The sequence below is a fragment of the Novosphingobium sp. IK01 genome (assembly GCF_033242265.1).
GTDB lineage: Bacteria > Pseudomonadota > Alphaproteobacteria > Sphingomonadales > Sphingomonadaceae > Novosphingobium > Novosphingobium pituita.
The window spans coordinates 855574-871584 of sequence record NZ_BTFW01000001.1; the positions used below are offsets into that span (position 1 = coordinate 855574).

Annotated in this window: 15 protein-coding genes; 7 read left to right on the top strand and 8 right to left on the bottom strand. The window is 66.5% G+C overall.

Annotated features, from left to right (window positions below; genetic code table 11):
* Nucleotides 1-8 precede the first annotated feature (8 nt).
* Nucleotides 9-1028 carry a tRNA dihydrouridine synthase DusB gene (gene dusB / locus SBI20_RS04175; RefSeq protein WP_317973863.1) on the bottom strand — a complete coding sequence of 340 codons (1020 nt, stop codon included), beginning with the start codon at nucleotides 1026-1028 and terminating at the stop codon, nucleotides 9-11.
* Between the two features lie 117 nt (nucleotides 1029-1145).
* On the opposite strand from dusB, the gene SBI20_RS04180 reads away from it, so the two are divergent.
* The 3 genes from SBI20_RS04180 to SBI20_RS04190 are packed head-to-tail and all read left to right on the top strand — an operon-like array spanning nucleotide 1146 to nucleotide 3573.
* Nucleotides 1146-2378, top strand: a complete 1233-nt coding sequence (locus SBI20_RS04180; protein WP_317973864.1) for a bifunctional 2-C-methyl-D-erythritol 4-phosphate cytidylyltransferase/2-C-methyl-D-erythritol 2,4-cyclodiphosphate synthase — start codon at nucleotides 1146-1148, stop codon at nucleotides 2376-2378.
* Nucleotides 2375-2977: a hypothetical protein gene (locus tag SBI20_RS04185; protein ID WP_317973865.1), complete on the top strand. Its 603-nt coding sequence runs from the start codon at nucleotides 2375-2377 to the stop codon at nucleotides 2975-2977. The genes SBI20_RS04180 and SBI20_RS04185 overlap by 4 nt, the downstream gene beginning before the upstream one ends.
* 17 nt (nucleotides 2978-2994) lie before the next feature.
* A complete protein-coding gene (locus SBI20_RS04190; RefSeq protein WP_317973866.1) occupies nucleotides 2995-3573 on the top strand; it encodes a CinA family protein in 579 nt (192 codons plus the stop codon).
* A gap of 82 nt (nucleotides 3574-3655) precedes the next feature.
* On the opposite strand, the gene SBI20_RS04195 is transcribed toward SBI20_RS04190, so the two are convergent.
* Nucleotides 3656-4117, bottom strand: a complete 462-nt coding sequence (locus SBI20_RS04195) for a type II toxin-antitoxin system RatA family toxin (RefSeq protein ID WP_317973867.1) — start codon at nucleotides 4115-4117, stop codon at nucleotides 3656-3658.
* A 4-nt stretch (nucleotides 4118-4121) separates the two neighbouring features.
* Entirely contained in the window at nucleotides 4122-5102 is a 981-nt protein-coding gene (lipA, locus tag SBI20_RS04200; RefSeq protein ID WP_317973868.1) for a lipoyl synthase, read from the bottom strand.
* Between the two features lie 67 nt (nucleotides 5103-5169).
* Here lipA and SBI20_RS04205 point away from each other — a divergent pair, with 67 nt between their 5' ends.
* On the top strand, nucleotides 5170-5823 hold the full coding sequence (locus tag SBI20_RS04205) for a carbonic anhydrase (protein ID WP_317973869.1): 654 nt from the start codon (nucleotides 5170-5172) through the stop codon (nucleotides 5821-5823).
* A gap of 78 nt (nucleotides 5824-5901) precedes the next feature.
* On the opposite strand, the gene SBI20_RS04210 is transcribed toward SBI20_RS04205, so the two are convergent.
* Complete coding sequence (locus SBI20_RS04210; RefSeq protein WP_317973870.1) at nucleotides 5902-7230, bottom strand: tetratricopeptide repeat protein; 1329 nt, start codon at nucleotides 7228-7230, stop codon at nucleotides 5902-5904.
* A gap of 427 nt (nucleotides 7231-7657) precedes the next feature.
* Here SBI20_RS04210 and gyrA point away from each other — a divergent pair, with 427 nt between their 5' ends.
* The 3 genes from gyrA to trmFO are packed head-to-tail and all read left to right on the top strand — an operon-like array spanning nucleotide 7658 to nucleotide 12124.
* Nucleotides 7658-10402 (top strand): DNA gyrase subunit A, encoded by a 2745-nt coding sequence (gyrA, locus tag SBI20_RS04215; protein WP_411911539.1) that lies wholly within the window; start codon nucleotides 7658-7660, stop codon nucleotides 10400-10402.
* A complete protein-coding gene (locus SBI20_RS04220) occupies nucleotides 10399-10758 on the top strand; it encodes a DUF952 domain-containing protein (RefSeq protein ID WP_317973872.1) in 360 nt (119 codons plus the stop codon). Before gyrA ends, SBI20_RS04220 begins: the two co-directional genes overlap by 4 nt.
* Before the next feature lie 7 nt (nucleotides 10759-10765).
* Complete coding sequence (gene trmFO / locus SBI20_RS04225) at nucleotides 10766-12124, top strand: methylenetetrahydrofolate--tRNA-(uracil(54)-C(5))-methyltransferase (FADH(2)-oxidizing) TrmFO (RefSeq protein ID WP_317973873.1); 1359 nt, start codon at nucleotides 10766-10768, stop codon at nucleotides 12122-12124.
* A 52-nt stretch (nucleotides 12125-12176) separates the two neighbouring features.
* On the opposite strand, the gene SBI20_RS04230 is transcribed toward trmFO, so the two are convergent.
* The 4 genes from SBI20_RS04230 to pdhA form a co-directional block, all read right to left on the bottom strand.
* Nucleotides 12177-12653, bottom strand: a complete 477-nt coding sequence (locus tag SBI20_RS04230; protein WP_317973874.1) for an EF-hand domain-containing protein — start codon at nucleotides 12651-12653, stop codon at nucleotides 12177-12179.
* Between the two features lie 102 nt (nucleotides 12654-12755).
* Nucleotides 12756-13322 carry a hypothetical protein gene (locus SBI20_RS04235; RefSeq protein WP_317973875.1) on the bottom strand — a complete coding sequence of 189 codons (567 nt, stop codon included), beginning with the start codon at nucleotides 13320-13322 and terminating at the stop codon, nucleotides 12756-12758.
* Nucleotides 13323-13343: 21 nt separating this feature from the next.
* A complete protein-coding gene (locus tag SBI20_RS04240; protein ID WP_317973876.1) occupies nucleotides 13344-14723 on the bottom strand; it encodes a pyruvate dehydrogenase complex E1 component subunit beta in 1380 nt (459 codons plus the stop codon).
* A 1-nt stretch (nucleotide 14724) separates the two neighbouring features.
* Nucleotides 14725-15882 carry a pyruvate dehydrogenase (acetyl-transferring) E1 component subunit alpha gene (pdhA, locus tag SBI20_RS04245; RefSeq protein WP_411911493.1) on the bottom strand — a complete coding sequence of 386 codons (1158 nt, stop codon included), beginning with the start codon at nucleotides 15880-15882 and terminating at the stop codon, nucleotides 14725-14727.
* Between the last annotated feature and the right edge of the window lie 129 nt (nucleotides 15883-16011).

A 16011-nucleotide genomic window follows, 5' to 3' on the forward strand; every position in this document is an offset into this window, starting at 1 on the left:
CTGCTGGCTCATGCCGCCGCGCGGGCCTCCACCAGAGGGGCGTAGAACGCTTCGAGGCTGTCGAGCACGTCCCTGGGATTGTCGATGAAGTTGACGCGGTTGCGGAACTCGGCCGAGCCGGTCAGGCCCTTGGTGTACCAGCCCAGATGCTTGCGCGCCATGTTGACGCCGGTGACGGTGCCATAATGCTCCTGCATCGCGTGATAGTGCTCGACGATCAGGCGATACTGTTCCTCAAGGCTCGGGTCTTCACGCAGCGTGCCGGTTTCCAGCCAGTGCATGACCTGCCCGAGCAGCCACGGGCGGCCATAGGCCCCGCGCCCGATCATCACCCCGTCAGCCCCGCTCTGGGCGAGAGCCTGGGCCACGTCGTCCACGCCGCAGATGTCGCCGTTGACGATCACCGGCACCGAGACGGCTTCCTTGACACGGGCGACAAAGCCCCAGTCGGCGCTGCCCTTGTACATCTGGTTGCGGGTACGGCCATGAACGGTGATCATCTGCGCGCCCAGATCCTGGGCGATGCGCGCCAGTTCAGGGGCGTTGAGGCTGTCGTGGCACCAGCCCATGCGCATCTTGACCGTGACCGGGACCTTGACCGCCTTGACCGTCGCCTCGATCAGCCGCGCGGCAAGCGGCACATCGCGCATCAGCGCCGAGCCGGCGTCGCCATTGACGACCTTGCGCACCGGGCAGCCCATGTTGATGTCGATGATCGCCGCGCCCTTGTCTTCCGAGAGCTTGGCCGCCTCGGCCATCTGCTCGGGCTCGCAGCCCACGAGTTGCATCGAGACGGGCTCTTCCATCGGGTGCCAGGCGGCCTTCTGGATCGACTGGCGCGTTTCGCGGATGGCCGCCGGGCTGGCGATCATCTCGGTCACGTTGAGGCCCGAGCCAAAGCGGCGGACCATCGTGCGGAACGGAAGATCCGAAACCCCGGTCATCGGCGCGAGCACGACGGGGCTGTCGATACGGACGGGGCCGACCTGCAAAGGGGCGAGCCTGGGGGGAACGGGTGCCTGAGTCATGATCACGTATTGCCTAAAAAACAGGCAGGCGCCTTAATCCAAGACAGCGTGCCCGGCAAGCTTGTCGGCAAGAGCGCTTGCCCGATGGGGGGACCTGCTGGTAGAGGCGCCCCTCGAATGACCACACCTCCCCCCCCTTCACCATCGGTTCAGCCCTCCCCTGCCGCCCCCTCCGCCGCCGCCATCGTCGTGGCTGCGGGCAAGGGCCTGCGCGCGGGTGGCGCCGTGCCCAAGCAGTTCGCGATCTGGCATGGCAAGCCGCTGGTTCGCCACAGTGTCGAGGCGCTCGTCGCGGCGGGCATCGCCCCCATCGTCGTGGCGATCCCGGCCGGCTGGGAACAGACCGCCGCAGCCAGCCTGCAAGGCCTGCCCGACCTCGTGTTCATCCACGGCGGCGCCACGCGGCAGGAATCGGTCGCCCATGCGCTCGAAGCCCTGGCCGACAGCGCGCCCGCCCATGTCCTGATCCACGACGCCGCGCGCCCGGTGCTGCCCGCCGCCGTGATCGCGGGCCTGATCGCCGCGCTCGACACCGTGCCGGGCGCGATCCCCGTGCTGCCGGTGGTCGACAGCGTGGTGCGCGGCGCGCAGGGCCTGCGCGACCACATGGTTGCGCGCGAGGACCTCTACCGCGTGCAGACCCCGCAAGCGTTTCATTATGACGCGATCCTTGCCGCCCACCGCGCGTGGGGTAAACAGGTGGGGGAAGCACAAGACAACAAGCCCGCCGAAGCGGGAGACGACGCCCAAGTCGCCGCCGCCGCAGGCCTGGCCGTGGCCCTCGTTCCGGGCGACGAAGCCCTGCGCAAGGTGACTTTCGCCAGCGATCTGGAGACCGAGACAATGCCTGTTGCGCCCACCGCGCCCATCGCCCTTCCTCGAACCGGTATGGGCTTTGATGTCCATCGCCTTGAATCGGGGCAGGAACTCTGGCTCTGCGGGATCAAGATCGATCACACCATGGGCCTGTCGGGTCATTCCGACGCCGACGTTGCGATCCATGCCCTCGTCGATGCGATCCTGGGTGCCATCGCGGCGGGCGACATCGGCGACCACTTCCCGCCGTCCGACCCGCAGTGGAAGGGCGCCTCGTCCGACCGGTTCCTCGCCCATGCTGCCCACCTCGTCGACCAGAGCGGCCACCAGATCGCCCATGTCGACGTGACGATCATCTGCGAAGCGCCCAAGATCGGCCCGCACAAGGCCGCCATGCGCGCGCGCCTTGCCGAAATCCTCAAGCTTCCGCTCGACCGGGTGAGCGTCAAGGCCACCACCACCGAACGCCTCGGCCTGACCGGACGCGGCGAAGGCATCGCGGCCCAGGCCGTCGCCACGGTGATGCCGAAATGACCGTGCGCCGCGCCGCCCTCATCGCTGCCCTGGCCGCCATGGCCGGCGCGCAGACGGTACAGGCGGCGCCCGCACCCGGCCCCGCATCGAACAGGGCCCCCTGCCTCGACAACAGCGATGTCGAGGCCATCGTGACTTATGCCCTGCCCTCGGCCATGGGCAGCGCGATGAGCGCCTGCGCGCCCCACCTTTCGCCCCAGGGCTTCTTTGCCCGCGAAGGCCAGGGCCTGCTCACCCGCTATGCCGCCGCCAAGCCCGCCGCCTGGCCCCATGCCAAGGCCGCGCTGCTCAAGCTCGCGCAACAAGGCGGCACGGGCGCGAACGGCAAGATCGACCCCACGATCGCCAGCATGGCCCATCTGCCCGATACGGCGCTGCAACCCTTTGCCGACGGCATGGTCGGCCAACTGGTGAGCGAACGCCTCAAGCCCGACCAGTGCGGCGCGCTCGAAATGGCCACGCGCCTGCTCGCCCCGCTCCCGCCGGGCAATACCGCCGCTCTCGTCGGCTTCGTTTTACACCTGACCGCGCCGCGGCCGGGAACCACCGGTGCGCCGGTGGGTAAATCCGGGCTCCCTTTGTGCCCGACAGACCTGTGACAAGCGAAAGTCCCCTTATGGATTGCCTACTTCCCCAGGACATCGTGGCGCTGGCCCAGCGCGTGATCGACGAAAACCGTGACGCGGGGCGCACCGTCGCCCTTGCCGAAAGCTGCACCGGCGGCCTCGTCGCCGCCGCGCTGACCGAAATCGCGGGCTCGTCGAGCGTGGTCGACCGCGGCTTCGTGACCTATTCGAACGAGGCCAAGCACGAGCAACTGGGCGTCTCGCTCGACGTGATCGACGCTGTGGGCGCGGTCTCGGTCGCGGTGGCCTGGTCGATGGCGCAAGGCGCGCTGGCGCACTCGGGCGCCGATGTCGCCGTGGCGATCACCGGCATTGCCGGGCCCGATGGCGGCTCGGAGCAGAAGCCGGTGGGCACGGTCGTTTTCGCGCGGGCCGAACGCGGGCAGAACCCCGAAGACATCATGGCCGAAACCCGCCTGTTCGACGATTGCCACACCCGCAGCGCCGTGCGCCATGCCGCCACGCTCTGCGCGCTCGAACTGCTGCTTCCGCTCGCCGATACGCTGGTTCCGGCCGAGCCGACCGATGAGCTTCCCGAACCGGGCGAAGAAAACAACCTCGTCCCCTGACAGGAGCAACCTCCGGTCGTTGCCCCCGATCAGACGTGGGGCAACGACCGGAAACAGCCGACAGGATCAGGCCCCCCCAGAGTCAGGTCAGGGCCTCGTTCCCGTAAAGCCGCTCGGCCCGCGTCTCGAACGCGGCCACCATCTTGCGGAACGCGCGATCCAGATATTGCCCGGCGATCTTCTCGAACAGGGCATTGCGGAAGCTGAACTCGACCGTGAAGGCGATCGTGCAGCCTCCGTTGTCCGCGTCCTCGAAAACCCAGTTGTTCGACAGGCTCTTCATCGGCCCGTCGAGATAGTCGACCTCGATGCGCCCCGGATCACCATCACGGGGCGCATGCTTGTGCACGCGCGAGGTGAACTTTTCGCGCAGAGCGTTGAAGCCGACCATCATGTCGGCCACCATTTCGGTCTCGCTGTCCGACTTGATCCGCGTGGCCACGACCCAGGGCAGGAACTCCGGGTAGCGGCGCACATCGGCGACGAGATCGTACATCTGCCGGGCCGACCAGGCCAGGCTCCGTCTTTCGGCAATGCGGGGCATGGAATCAGGCCGCGCCGGTGCGAGCGGCAGCCTTGGCCAGCTGTGCCTCGCGCGCGGCCTTCATCTGGGCAAAATCCTCGCCCGCGTGATAGCTCGAACGCGTAAGCGGGCTCGACGCGACCTGAAGGAAGCCCTTGGCCCGCGCGATCGCGCCATAGGCATCGAAGGCCTTGGGCGTCACGAATTCCATGACCTTGGTGTGCTTGGGCGTGGGCTGGAGGTACTGGCCCATGGTCAGGAAGTCGATCTGCGCCGAGCGCATGTCGTCCATCACCTGATGCACTTCGAGACGTTCCTCGCCAAGGCCGAGCATGATGCCCGATTTCGTGAAGATCATCGGGTTCAGGCGCTTGACCTGTTCGAGCAGGCGCAGCGAGGCATAATAGCGCGCGCCGGGACGGATCGTGGGATAGAGACGCGGGACGGTCTCGAGATTGTGATTGTAGACGTCGGGCCCGGCTTCGACGATGGCGGCGACGGCGCGCTCCATCTTGTTGCGGAAATCGGGGGTCAGGATCTCGATGGTGGTCGAAGGGGTCTGCTCGCGCAGGGCCCTGATCACCTTGACGAACTGGCCTGCGCCGCCGTCGGGCAGGTCGTCGCGGTCGACCGAGGTGATCACGATGTGCTCAAGGCCCATCTGCGCCGCGGCCTCGCCCACATGGCCCGGCTCGGACGCATCGACCATGCGCGGCATGCCCGTCTTCACATTGCAGAACGCACAGGCGCGCGTGCACACGTCGCCCAGAATCATCACCGTGGCGTGCTTCTTGGTCCAGCATTCGCCGATATTGGGACAGGCCGCCTCTTCGCACACGGTATTGAGCTTGAGGTCGCGCATGAGCTGGCGCGTCTCGCCATAGCCTTTGCTGCCCGGCGCCTTCACGCGGATCCAGTCGGGCTTGCGGTTGCGCTCGGGTCGGGCCTGATCAACGGTCTCGACAGAAGCCTGGGCGATGGTGCGATTGCTGGCGGGTTCGGTCATGGGGGTGCAGATAGGCATAACTTCGAGCACTTGAAAGTGCCAATCGAACACGGCATGCCCGTTTGCCATGGCACAGCAGACTTCTCCCGAGCTGGAACAGCTCCTCGATGGTTATCGCCGCTTCCGCAGCGATGGCTGGACCCCCCACCACGACCGCTGGGAACGCCTTCGCGAGGGCCAGGAACCCAGGGTCATGATCATCGCCTGCTCCGACAGCCGCGTGGACCCCGCCCAGATCTTCGATACCGATCCGGGCGAGATGTTCGTCGTGCGCAACGTGGCCGCGATGGTCCCTCCGTTTGAAACCACGCCCGGCCACCACGGCGTTTCCGCCGCGCTCGAATATGCCGTCCAGGTCCTCAAGGTGAACGAAGTGATCGTCATGGGCCATGGCATGTGCGGCGGTTGCCGCGCGGCCTTGACCCAGGAACTGGCCGGTTGCGAGCCGGGCAACGGCGGCTTCGTGGCCGACTGGATCTCGATGCTCGATGAAGCGCGCGCGCCCGTGGTCGCCGCTCATGGCACCACCGGCCGCACCGCCGAGCGCGCGATGGAAATGGCCGGGGTCAAGGCCAGCCTTGCCAACTTGCGCACGTTCCCCTGCGTCAAGCACAAGGAAGCCAACGGCACGCTTCGCCTGCGCGGTGCCTTCTTCGCCATTTCCGATGGCGTGCTGCACCTGCTCGACGAAGAGACCGGCGAATTCGCCCCGGCGATCTGATCGCCGCTCGCTTCTGCGAATACAAAAAAAGGGCGGCTCTTGCGGGCCGCCCTTTTTCTCTACCGCAAGACCGGCCGCTTACTTCGCGGCGGTCCTGGTATCGGCATAGACCGTCCAGAGCTTGGCCAGCGGCGCGCGCACGCCGCCCACGGTCGCGAACGCGGCCTTGGCTTCGGCGGTCTTGCCTTCGTCGAGCAGGGCGATGCCCAAGCGCGTTTCGGTGCGGTCCTTGTCGGCCACGCCCTTCTTGAGCGCGGTCGTGTAGAGTTCCTCGGCCTTGGCCGCCTCGCCATAGGACAAGTAGGCGTCGCCCGCGATGGCGGCCAGCTTGCCATCGGCAGCGGCATTGGCATCGCGCTCGAGGCTGGTGAGCGAGGCCTTGTCGCCCGCCGCGATGCGGCCCTTGGCCTGGGCGATCGAGTCCGCCACGAACGGGTCAGTCGCCGAGATCGCGCCCGCAGCGATGCCCTGCTGGGCCACCTTGATCACTTCGGCCGGCTGGCGACGGGGGTCGGCGGCCTGGATATATTCGATGTATTCACGCGCGGTGTACTGCTTGTCGACACCCAGCGCGCCCGTGCGCAGGAACAGGCGGCCCAGATCGACCGATTCCTCCTTGCCGAACGTGCTGAATTCACGAACGAGCTGGCCGGCGCCCAGCCAGTTGAGCGGGGTCGGGTCGACCGAAACGGTCAGCGTCGCCCATTCGATGGCCTGCGGGCCGAGCTTGGCGTTGTAGGCGATCACCTGACCGCGCTTGTACCAGTTGACCGGCACGGTGCCATTGGCAGCCTTGCGCACGGCGATCGCAGCCTTGAGCGCGTCGAGGGCCTGGGCGGGCTGGTTCTGCTTGACGAACGAGTCGGCGAGGATTTCGGCGGCGTTGTCCTCGTTGTAGTTGGCGTCGACCGCCGCGCGCAGCGCCTTGGTCGCGGTCGCATAGTCGCCGTTCTGATAGGCCGTGGCGCCCAGGAAATACTGCACCATGCTCACACGGTCGGCGGGCATCTGGCCGCTGTCGGCCATGTGCTGGAGGCCCTTCTGCTGAAGCTTGGTGTCGCCCGTGGCGCCGCCCAGAACCTGCTGCCAGTTGCCCACGATCATGAAATCGAGCGGGGTCTTGGCCGCCGCCTCGACAGCAGCCAGACCCGGAACGAGGTTCTGCGCGGCAGCCTTGTACTCGGCGTCGGCAGCCTTGCCCTTGGTGGCCACCCAGGCGTTGAACTGCTGCTGATACGGCCCGGCAGCGGCCAGGAATTCCTTGGAATTGGCGCCAGCGGCCGGCTTGGCATCCTTGGCCATCGCCGGAACCGCCCCCAGGCTCATGCCAAGGCCCGAGGCCAGCGCCACGGCCATCGCCGCGCGGGCAATCGCGCCCTTACCCGAACTCCACACAGAACCGTGCATTGTCATGTCTCCTGTTCGACCCCCGGCGGGACGGACGAACGGGCTGATACGCAGGGACCAGCCATTGCGCATCGGTCATGCCCGATCCCCTGTTAACCCCCGCCGATCATTTCAGGTCGGCCTCTTAAAACCCGGTCGGCCCGTTTTTGGGCCTGACTGCCGCTTGATACGCACAATGACGCCCTTGGCAACTCTTGAAGAGAATAGGAACCTTGCCGTGAACCGCGATTGAATGACGTTCGCCCCACTCCTCAGGCCCCCGTCGCCTGTGCTCCACATGTGTGGAAAAGTGCCCCATCCTCCGCGCGAAGTCGCACCGTTTGCTGGCCTTTTGCGCACAAGAGGCCTAGGGCCTGTGGTTCTCTGGACGATATGACACAAAAGCCAGCACAGTGAGCCCTGCATAGTGAGCGACGACATCACCCCGATCGATCCTACCCCCGGCATTCCCGAAGCCGAATTCCAGCGGATCGACATCGTCGATGAAATGAAAACCAGCTACCTCGATTACGCGATGAGCGTGATCGTGGCCCGCGCGCTGCCCGACGTGCGCGACGGGTTGAAGCCGGTTCATCGTCGTATCCTGTGGACCAGCCACGAAAACGGCTTCACCTCGGGCAAGCCCTATCGCAAGTCGGCGCGTATCGTCGGCGACACCATGGGTAAATATCACCCCCATGGCGACGCGGCGATCTACGACGCGCTCGCGCGCATGACCCAGGACTGGTCGCTGCGCCTGCCGCTGATCGACGGCCAGGGCAACTTCGGCTCGATGGACCCCGATCCGCCGGCCTCGATGCGCTACACCGAAGCGCGCCTCGCCAAGGTCGCCGACAGCCTGCTCGCGGACATCGACAAGGACACCGTCGATTTCCAGCCCAACTACGACGGCGCCGAGCACGAACCGCAAGTTCTCCCCGCGCGCTTCCCCAACCTGCTGGTCAACGGCGCGGGCGGCATCGCGGTGGGCATGGCCACCAATATCCCGCCCCACAACCTGGGCGAAGTGATCGACGGGTGCCTGGCCTACATGGACAACCCGCTGATCTCGATCGATGAGCTGATCCAGATCATTCCGGGCCCCGATTTCCCCACTGCCCCGCTGATCATGGGCGCGAGCGGCGCGCGCAAGGCCTATACCGAAGGCCGCGGCTCGATCATGATGCGCTGCCGCCACGAGATCGAGGAAGGCCGGGGCCGCGACGCCAACCGCCGCTCGATCGTGCTCACCTCGATTCCCTTCCAGGTCGGCAAGTCGAACCTCGTCGAGAAGATCGCCGAAGCCGCCAAGGACAAGCGGATCGAGGGCATCTCGGACATCCGCGACGAATCCAACCGCGAGGGCGTGCGCGTCGTCGTCGACCTGAAGCGCGACGCCTCGCCCGAGGTCGTGCTCAACCAGCTCTGGCGCAACACCCCTGCCCAGTCCAATTTCCCGGCCAACATGCTCGCCATCCGTGGCGGGCGCCCGGAAATCCTCAACCTCAAGGACATCATCGAAAGCTTCGTGCGCTTCCGCGAGGAAGTGATCACGCGGCGCACCAAGTTCGAGCTGAACAAGGCGCGCGACCGCGCCCATATCCTGCTCGGCCTCGTGGTGGCGGTCACCAACCTCGATGAAGTCGTCAGGATCATCCGTGGCTCGGCCAACCCGGCGCTGGCTCGCGAGGCCCTGCTTGCCCGCGAATGGCCGATGGGTGAAATCGCCTCCTATATCCGCCTCGTCGAAGCGATCGAGGACGATGCCGTCGCCACCGAGGGCACCTATCGCCTCTCGGAAATCCAGGTCCGCGCGATCCTCGATCTGCGCCTCCACCGCCTGACCGCGCTGGGCCGCGACGAAATCGGCGACGAGCTGGAAAAGCTCGCCATCGCCATCGCCGAATACCTCTCGATCCTCGCCGACCGCCAGAAGCTCTATGCGGTCATGCGCGAGGAACTGGTCGAGGTGAAGGCGGCCTATGCCACCCCGCGCCTCTCGCAGATCGCCCCGGCCGCCGACGGCATCGACGACGAAGACCTGATCGAGCGCGAGGACATGGTCGTGACGATCACCCTCGACGGCTATATCAAGCGCACCCCGCTCTCGACCTTCCGCGCCCAGGCGCGCGGCGGCAAGGGCCGTTCGGGCATGGCCACCAAGGACGAGGATGCCGTGGGCACGATGTTCGTGGCCAGCACGCATACCCCGGTGCTGTTCTTCTCGACGGCGGGCAAGGTCTATCGCCTGAAAGTCTGGCGCCTTCCCGAAGGGGGCGCGGCCACCCGTGGCCGTCCGGTCGTCAACCTGCTGCCCGCGCTCGACCAGGGCGAAACCATCGCCGCCGTGCTTCCTTTGCCGGAAGACGAGGCCGAATGGGGCAAGCTCAACGTCATGTTCGCCACGGCCAAGGGCAACGTGCGCCGCAACGCGATGGACAGCTTTGCCAACATCCCCTCGAACGGCAAGTTCGCGATGAAGTTCGAGGACGAGACCGAAGACCGCCTGATCGGCGTGGCGCTGCTCTCCGAAGGCGACGACGTGCTGCTGGCAAGCCGCGCGGGCAAGGCCATCCGCTTCCCCGCCGACGACGTGCGCGAATTCCAGAGCCGCACCTCGACCGGCGTGCGCGGCATGGCGCTCAAGGACGGCGACGAGGTCATCTCGCTCTCGATCCTCCACCGCGCCGGGGTCAAGGATCAGGACGAACGCGAGGATTACCTCCGCTTCGCGCCGTGGAAGGCCGAAAAGGAAGGCGAACCGCAGATGTCCGCCGAGCGCTATCAGGAACTGGTGGGCAAGGAACAGTTCATCCTCACCGTCTGCGCCAACGGCTATGGCAAGATGTCGTCGGCCTATGAATATCGCCGCACGGGCCGTGGCGGTCAGGGCATCACCAATATCGACAACATCGGCCGCAACGGCCCGGTGGTGGCGAGCTTCCCGGCGACCCAGGCCGACCAGTTGATGCTGGTGACCGACCAGGCCAAGCTGATCCGCCTGCCGCTCGGCTCGCTGCGCGTGATCGGGCGTGGCTCGGCCGGCGTGCGCCTGTTCAACGTCTCGGGCGCCGAACAGGTAGTGAGCGCCGTGCGTCTGGCTGAACCGGACACCGATGGCGAAGAAGCCGAACTGGCCGGGATCGCACCGGAAGCAGCCGGCGAAACCGGTGACGAAGGCGGCGCGGAATGAGCGCCGCCATTCCGGCTGAAACCCTCGCCTACAAGGTGCTGACCGGCGAACAGCGTGCCGAACTCGAAAGCGGCACGTTCGGCGGCGCCCCGGTCGATCTGGCCGATGGCTATATCCACATGTCGACCGCCGATCAGGTGACCGCCACGGTGGACAAGCATTTCGCCGGGCAGGGCGACCTTCATGTCGCCACTGTCGATCTCACCGCCTTCGGCCCCAGCCTGAAGTGGGAAGTCTCGCGCGGCGGGGCGCTGTTCCCCCATCTCTACGTGCCGCTGCCGCTCGCCGCGGTGGTGGCGATGGAGCCGCTTTCGCGCCTGCCCGATGGCTCGGTCGCCCTTCCCCAGCCCGAGTAAGCGTTTCATGTCCCATCAGATCCACATCATCGGGGGCGGCATGGCCGGCTCCGAAGCGGCCTGGCAGCTCGCGCGCCGGGGTTTTCGCGTCCGCCTGTCGGAAATGCGCGGCAGCGGCGAAACCACCGCGGCCCATCAGGGCGACGGATTGGCCGAACTCGTCTGCTCGAACTCGTTCCGCTCGGACGACGATGAAAAGAACGCGGTCGGCCTGCTCCACCACGAGATGCGCCGCTGCGACAGCCTGATCATGGCCGCCGCCGACAAGGCGCGCGTGCCCGCAGGCTCGGCCCTCGCGGTCGACCGCGACGTGTTCTCCGCCGCCGTCGAGGCCGCACTGGCGCAGCTTCCCAATATCGAAGTCGTGCGCGAACGCGTCGACACCCTGCCGGGCGAAGGCATGGCCATCGTCGCCACCGGCCCGCTGACCGCCCCGGCCCTTGCCGGGTCCATCGGGCAGGCCACCGGCGCCGATGCGCTGGCCTTCTTCGATGCCATCGCGCCGATCGTCTATCGCGACTCCATCGACATGGACATCTGCTGGATGGCGAGCCGCTGGGACAAGGCCTCAGGCCCGGAAAGCACCGGCAAGGACTATATCAACTGCCCGATGGACAAGGACCAGTACCTTGCCTTCCACCAGGGCCTGATCGACGGCGAAAAGACCGAGTTCAAGGAATGGGAGGCCAATACCCCCTATTTCGATGGCTGCATGCCCATCGAGGTCATGGCCCAGCGCGGCGTCGAAACCTTGCGCTTCGGCCCGATGAAGCCGGTCGGCCTCGACAATCCGCGCACCGGGCGCTGGCCCTATGCGGTCGTCCAGCTTCGGCAGGACAACAAGCTGGGCACGCTGTGGAACATGGTCGGCTTCCAGACCAAGCTCAAGCATGCCGAGCAGGTCCGCCTGTTCCGCACGATCCCCGGCCTTGAAAACGCCGAATTCGCGCGGCTTGGCGGGCTTCACCGCAACACCTTCATCCATTCGCCCACGCTGCTCGACCGCCAGTTGCGCCTCAAGTCCTCGCCCAACATCCGCTTTGCCGGGCAGATCACCGGCTGCGAAGGCTATGTCGAAAGCGCCTCGATCGGCATGCTCGCCGGGCTCATGGCGGCCAGCGAACTGGCGGGCCGCGACTGGACGCCCCCGCCCGTCACCTCCGCGCTCGGCGCCCTGCTCAGCCACATCACCGGCGATGCCGAAGCCCAGACCTATCAGCCGATGAACGTGAACTTCGGCCTGTTCCCGCCGGTCGATCCCTCGGTCAAGAAAAAGAGCCGCAAGGAAGCCTATACCGCGCGCGGCAAGGCCGATTTTACCCCATGGCTGGAAACCCTTGCCCCTGATCTGCCAACAGCGCCCTGATCCTCCCTCAACGCAGGGCCCCGGATCGGGTCCGGGGCCCTGCGTCACGTCCTCACTTGCACCGGCAAACCGGCTTCTTCGCCGCCTTGGCCTTCGTCGCGGCATATTCGCCCCGTTCCAGCACCCCATCGCCGTTCGCATCGGCGGCCTTGAAGCGATTGCCGGTCGCCACGGCCCATTCCTCGAATGTCAGCAGGTTGTTGCCATCGACATCGAGCTTGCGGAAATCCTTGACGCGGGGCGCGAGCATCTCGTTGCGGGTGATCCGCCCGTCGCGATCCCTGTCGAGCCGGTCGAAGCGGCGCTGTTCGCGGGTCTGCTCGCTCGCATGGGGCAAGGCAGGCCCGGCCATGTCGCCCGGATCGGCACTGGGCAGCGCCTCGTCCGCCCCGTCATCGGGTGGCGCTTCTGCCGAAGGCCCGGCGATCACCGGCGCAGTGGCCTGAACCGCCGCCTGCCCCTGCCACCAGAACACGCCAGCGGCCACCAGCAGCAAAGCCCCCAGCCCGCCAAGCAAGATCCTGCTCATCCCGCGCCACTCCCATAACGCCCGCCATGATGGTAGGCGCATGAGAGCCGCGAAAAAGAGGCAACCCCTGCCGAATTGGCAGGACCGATCAGAAAAGGGAGATCAGCGGCCCAGCAGGCCGAGGCGCAAGGCGGTCAGGAAGCGCAGGAACGGCGAACCGCCCTCGCCGCGCAGCGCCAGCCCGCGCAAGAGCACCAGAGGCCGCATCGCGCGCGGCAAACGCGGCGCCGAACCGGGCGCAGGCTCCAGCCCCGTCCATTCGCGCGCCGCCCGCTCGACAGCGCCCCCCCCGGCTCCGCCGGAAAAGCGCGCGAGCGCGGCCATGATCCCGACCCGCGCGACATCACGCTCAGCCGGGCCTTTCTCGCCCACATGAAGGGCTTCGATCCCGTCAACGAGCGCGACCAGCGCCGCCCGTTCGGGATTCCACGGGCCCAGCGCGGCGAGCAGAGGCTCGCCCTTGGGCCATTTGGCGCTGTCCTCGCCCAGGCGGTCACGCCACCAGGCGAGGCGCAGTTGCACCATGATCGGATCGCGCCCGTCGCGCGCGGTATCGGCCAGGCGCTGTTCAAGCGCGAAATACCCGATCCACAGCGGACGGGTTGCGGCAGGGGCATAACTTGCCGCCAGCCTTTCGAGCGGCGGCAAGGTATCAATCAGATCATGCATATCAAGAACGTCTCCAACCGCTTAGCGGTAGCAGACCTTCTTGACCGCCGCCACGATCTTGCCCGCGTCGATCAACGCGGCCTTTTCGAGGTTGGCGGCATAGGGCATCGGCACGTCCTCGTTGCACACGCGCAGAACCGGCGCGTCGAGGTTGTCGAAACCTTCTTCCATCGCGATGGCGATGATTTCCGAGGCGACCGAGCAGACCGGGAAGCCTTCCTCGGCCACGACCATGCGGTTGGTCTTGGCGAGGCTGGCCAGCACGGTGTCCTTGTCGAGCGGGCGCAGCGTGCGCAGGTCGATCACTTCGGCCTCGATGCCTTCGGCGGCGAGCTTTTCAGCCGCTTCGAGCGCAAAGCCGACGCCGATCGAGTACGACACGATCGTCACGTCCTTGCCCTCGCGCACCACGCGCGCCTTGCCGATCGGCAGGACGAAGTCGTCGAGCGCGGGCACGTCGAACGTGCGGCCATAGACGAGTTCGTTTTCGAGGAAGACCACCGGGTCAGGGCTGCGGATGGCGGCCTTGAGCAGGCCCTTGGCGTCCGCCGCGTCATAAGGCGCGATGACGATGAGGCCCGGCACGGCGGCGTACCACGGGCCATAGTTCTGGCTGTGCTGCGCGCCCACGCGCGCCGCCGCCCCGTTGGGGCCACGGAACACGATCGGGCACCGCATCTGGCCGCCCGACATGTAGTTGGTCTTGGCCGCCGAGTTGATGATGTGGTCGATCGCCTGCATGGCGAAGTTGAACGTCATGAACTCGATCACGGGCTTGAGGCCACCCATGGCCGCGCCCGCGCCGATCCCGGCAAAGCCATATTCGGTGATCGGGGTATCGATCACGCGGCGGGCGCCGAATTCGTCGAGCAGGCCCTGGGTCACCTTGTAGGCACCCTGATACTCGGCGACTTCCTCGCCCATCACGAAGACGGCGTCGTCGGCGCGCATTTCCTCGGCCATGGCGTCGCGCAGGGCGTCGCGCACGGTCGTCGGCACCATCGTCGTGCCGGCCGGGATTTCCGGGTCGGCAGCAGGCTTGGTGCTGGTCTTGGGCGCGATGGCCGCTGCGGCCTTGGCCTTGTGGTCAGTACCGTGGTCGGTTTCTTCGGCTGCCGGGGCAGGAGCAGGCGCCGCAGCGGGCGTTGCCGCCGGTTCGTCCTCGCCCTGAAGCGTGGCGATCACCGTGCCCACCTTCACGCCTTCGGTCCCGGCCGGGATCAGCAGTTCGCCCACGGTCCCTTCGTCGACCGCCTCGAATTCCATCGTGGCCTTGTCGGTCTCGATCTCGGCGAGAATGTCGCCCGACTTCACTTCGTCGCCCGGCTTGACCAGCCACTTGGCGAGCGTGCCCTCTTCCATCGTCGGCGAGAGGGCCGGCATCTTCAGTTCAATTGCCATCTCAGTAGGTCCCCACCAGCACGTCGGTATAAAGCTCTGCCATGTCCGGCTCGGGCGAGCTTTCGGCAAAGTCGGCGGCCTGGGCCACCTGCTGGCGAATCTGCTTGTCGATGTCCTTGATCGCGTCCTCGGTCACCCCGCGCTTGAGCAGTTCCTGCTTGGCGGCCTCGATCGGATCGTGCTTCTCGCGCATTTCCTGCACTTCCTCGCGGCTGCGATACTTGGCAGGGTCGGACATCGAGTGCCCGCGATAGCGATAGGTGTTGAGTTCGAGCAGGACCGGGCCATTGCCCGCGCGCACGAATTCGAGCGCAACTTCGGCGCCCTGGCGCACTTCGAGCACATCCATGCCGTTGACCGGAATGCCCGGAATGCGGAAGGCCGTGCCACGACGATAGAAATGCGTCTCGGCCGAACCGCGCTTGACCGCCGTGCCCATGGCGTAGCCGTTGTTTTCGACCACGAACACGATCGGCAGCTTCCACAGCGCGGCCATGTTGAAGGTTTCGTAGACCTGCCCCTGGTTGGCCGCGCCATCGCCGAAGTAGGCCATGCACACGCCGCCATCGTTGCGATACTTGTGCGCGAAGGCAAGGCCCGCGCCCAGCGGCACTTGCGCGCCAACGATGCCGTGCCCGCCATAGAACTTGTGGTCGGTCGAGAACATGTGCATCGAACCGCCCTTGCCGTGCGAGATACCCGCACCGCGACCGGTCAGTTCGGCCATGATCACCTTGGGATCGATACCATAGGCCAGCATGTGGCCATGGTCGCGATAGCCGGTGATCACGCTGTCGTGGCCCTCGTTGAGCGCCGACTGGAGACCCACCGCGACCGCTTCCTGGCCGATGTAGAGGTGGCAGAAGCCGCCGATCAGGCCCAGACCATAAAGCTGGCCGGCCTTTTCCTCGAAGCGGCGGATCAGGACCATCTGCTCGTAGAACTTGAGCAGCTCGGCGTCGGAAGCCTCGTAGCGGGTGTTGTTCGCGTGGCGCTGCTGAAGGCTGCGCAGGGCGAACGTCGCTTCATCCTCGACCGGGCTGTCGGATGCGGCCGACGCGTCGGGCGTTGCAGCCGGCGTCGGGGCCGCTTGCGCAGCGGGGGCCTGGGGAGCGGAAGATTGCGGAGTGGCGGCGCGCGGCCTGGCGGACTTGGCCAAGTCTCAATATCCTTATTCTGGCAGCCTCAAAATCCTGCGAATTCGCAGGACCGCGCTTGTCTTGAACCACTCTCACGCATTGCGCAACGCCCCCCACGGGCGGTTTTCCGCCGAACGATCACGTTCGAT

Coding starts and splice junctions, on each gene's coding strand:
- dusB (WP_317973863.1), bottom strand. CDS start 1,028: ATGACTCAGGCACCCGTTCCCCCCAGGCTCGCCCCTTTGCAGGTCGGC.
- SBI20_RS04180 (WP_317973864.1), top strand. CDS start 1,146: ATGACCACACCTCCCCCCCCTTCACCATCGGTTCAGCCCTCCCCTGCC.
- SBI20_RS04185 (WP_317973865.1), top strand. CDS start 2,375: ATGACCGTGCGCCGCGCCGCCCTCATCGCTGCCCTGGCCGCCATGGCC.
- SBI20_RS04190 (WP_317973866.1), top strand. CDS start 2,995: ATGGATTGCCTACTTCCCCAGGACATCGTGGCGCTGGCCCAGCGCGTG.
- SBI20_RS04195 (WP_317973867.1), bottom strand. CDS start 4,117: ATGCCCCGCATTGCCGAAAGACGGAGCCTGGCCTGGTCGGCCCGGCAG.
- lipA (WP_317973868.1), bottom strand. CDS start 5,102: ATGACCGAACCCGCCAGCAATCGCACCATCGCCCAGGCTTCTGTCGAG.
- SBI20_RS04205 (WP_317973869.1), top strand. CDS start 5,170: ATGGCACAGCAGACTTCTCCCGAGCTGGAACAGCTCCTCGATGGTTAT.
- SBI20_RS04210 (WP_317973870.1), bottom strand. CDS start 7,230: ATGCACGGTTCTGTGTGGAGTTCGGGTAAGGGCGCGATTGCCCGCGCG.
- SBI20_RS04220 (WP_317973872.1), top strand. CDS start 10,399: ATGAGCGCCGCCATTCCGGCTGAAACCCTCGCCTACAAGGTGCTGACC.
- trmFO (WP_317973873.1), top strand. CDS start 10,766: ATGTCCCATCAGATCCACATCATCGGGGGCGGCATGGCCGGCTCCGAA.
- SBI20_RS04230 (WP_317973874.1), bottom strand. CDS start 12,653: ATGAGCAGGATCTTGCTTGGCGGGCTGGGGGCTTTGCTGCTGGTGGCC.
- SBI20_RS04235 (WP_317973875.1), bottom strand. CDS start 13,322: ATGCATGATCTGATTGATACCTTGCCGCCGCTCGAAAGGCTGGCGGCA.
- SBI20_RS04240 (WP_317973876.1), bottom strand. CDS start 14,723: ATGGCAATTGAACTGAAGATGCCGGCCCTCTCGCCGACGATGGAAGAG.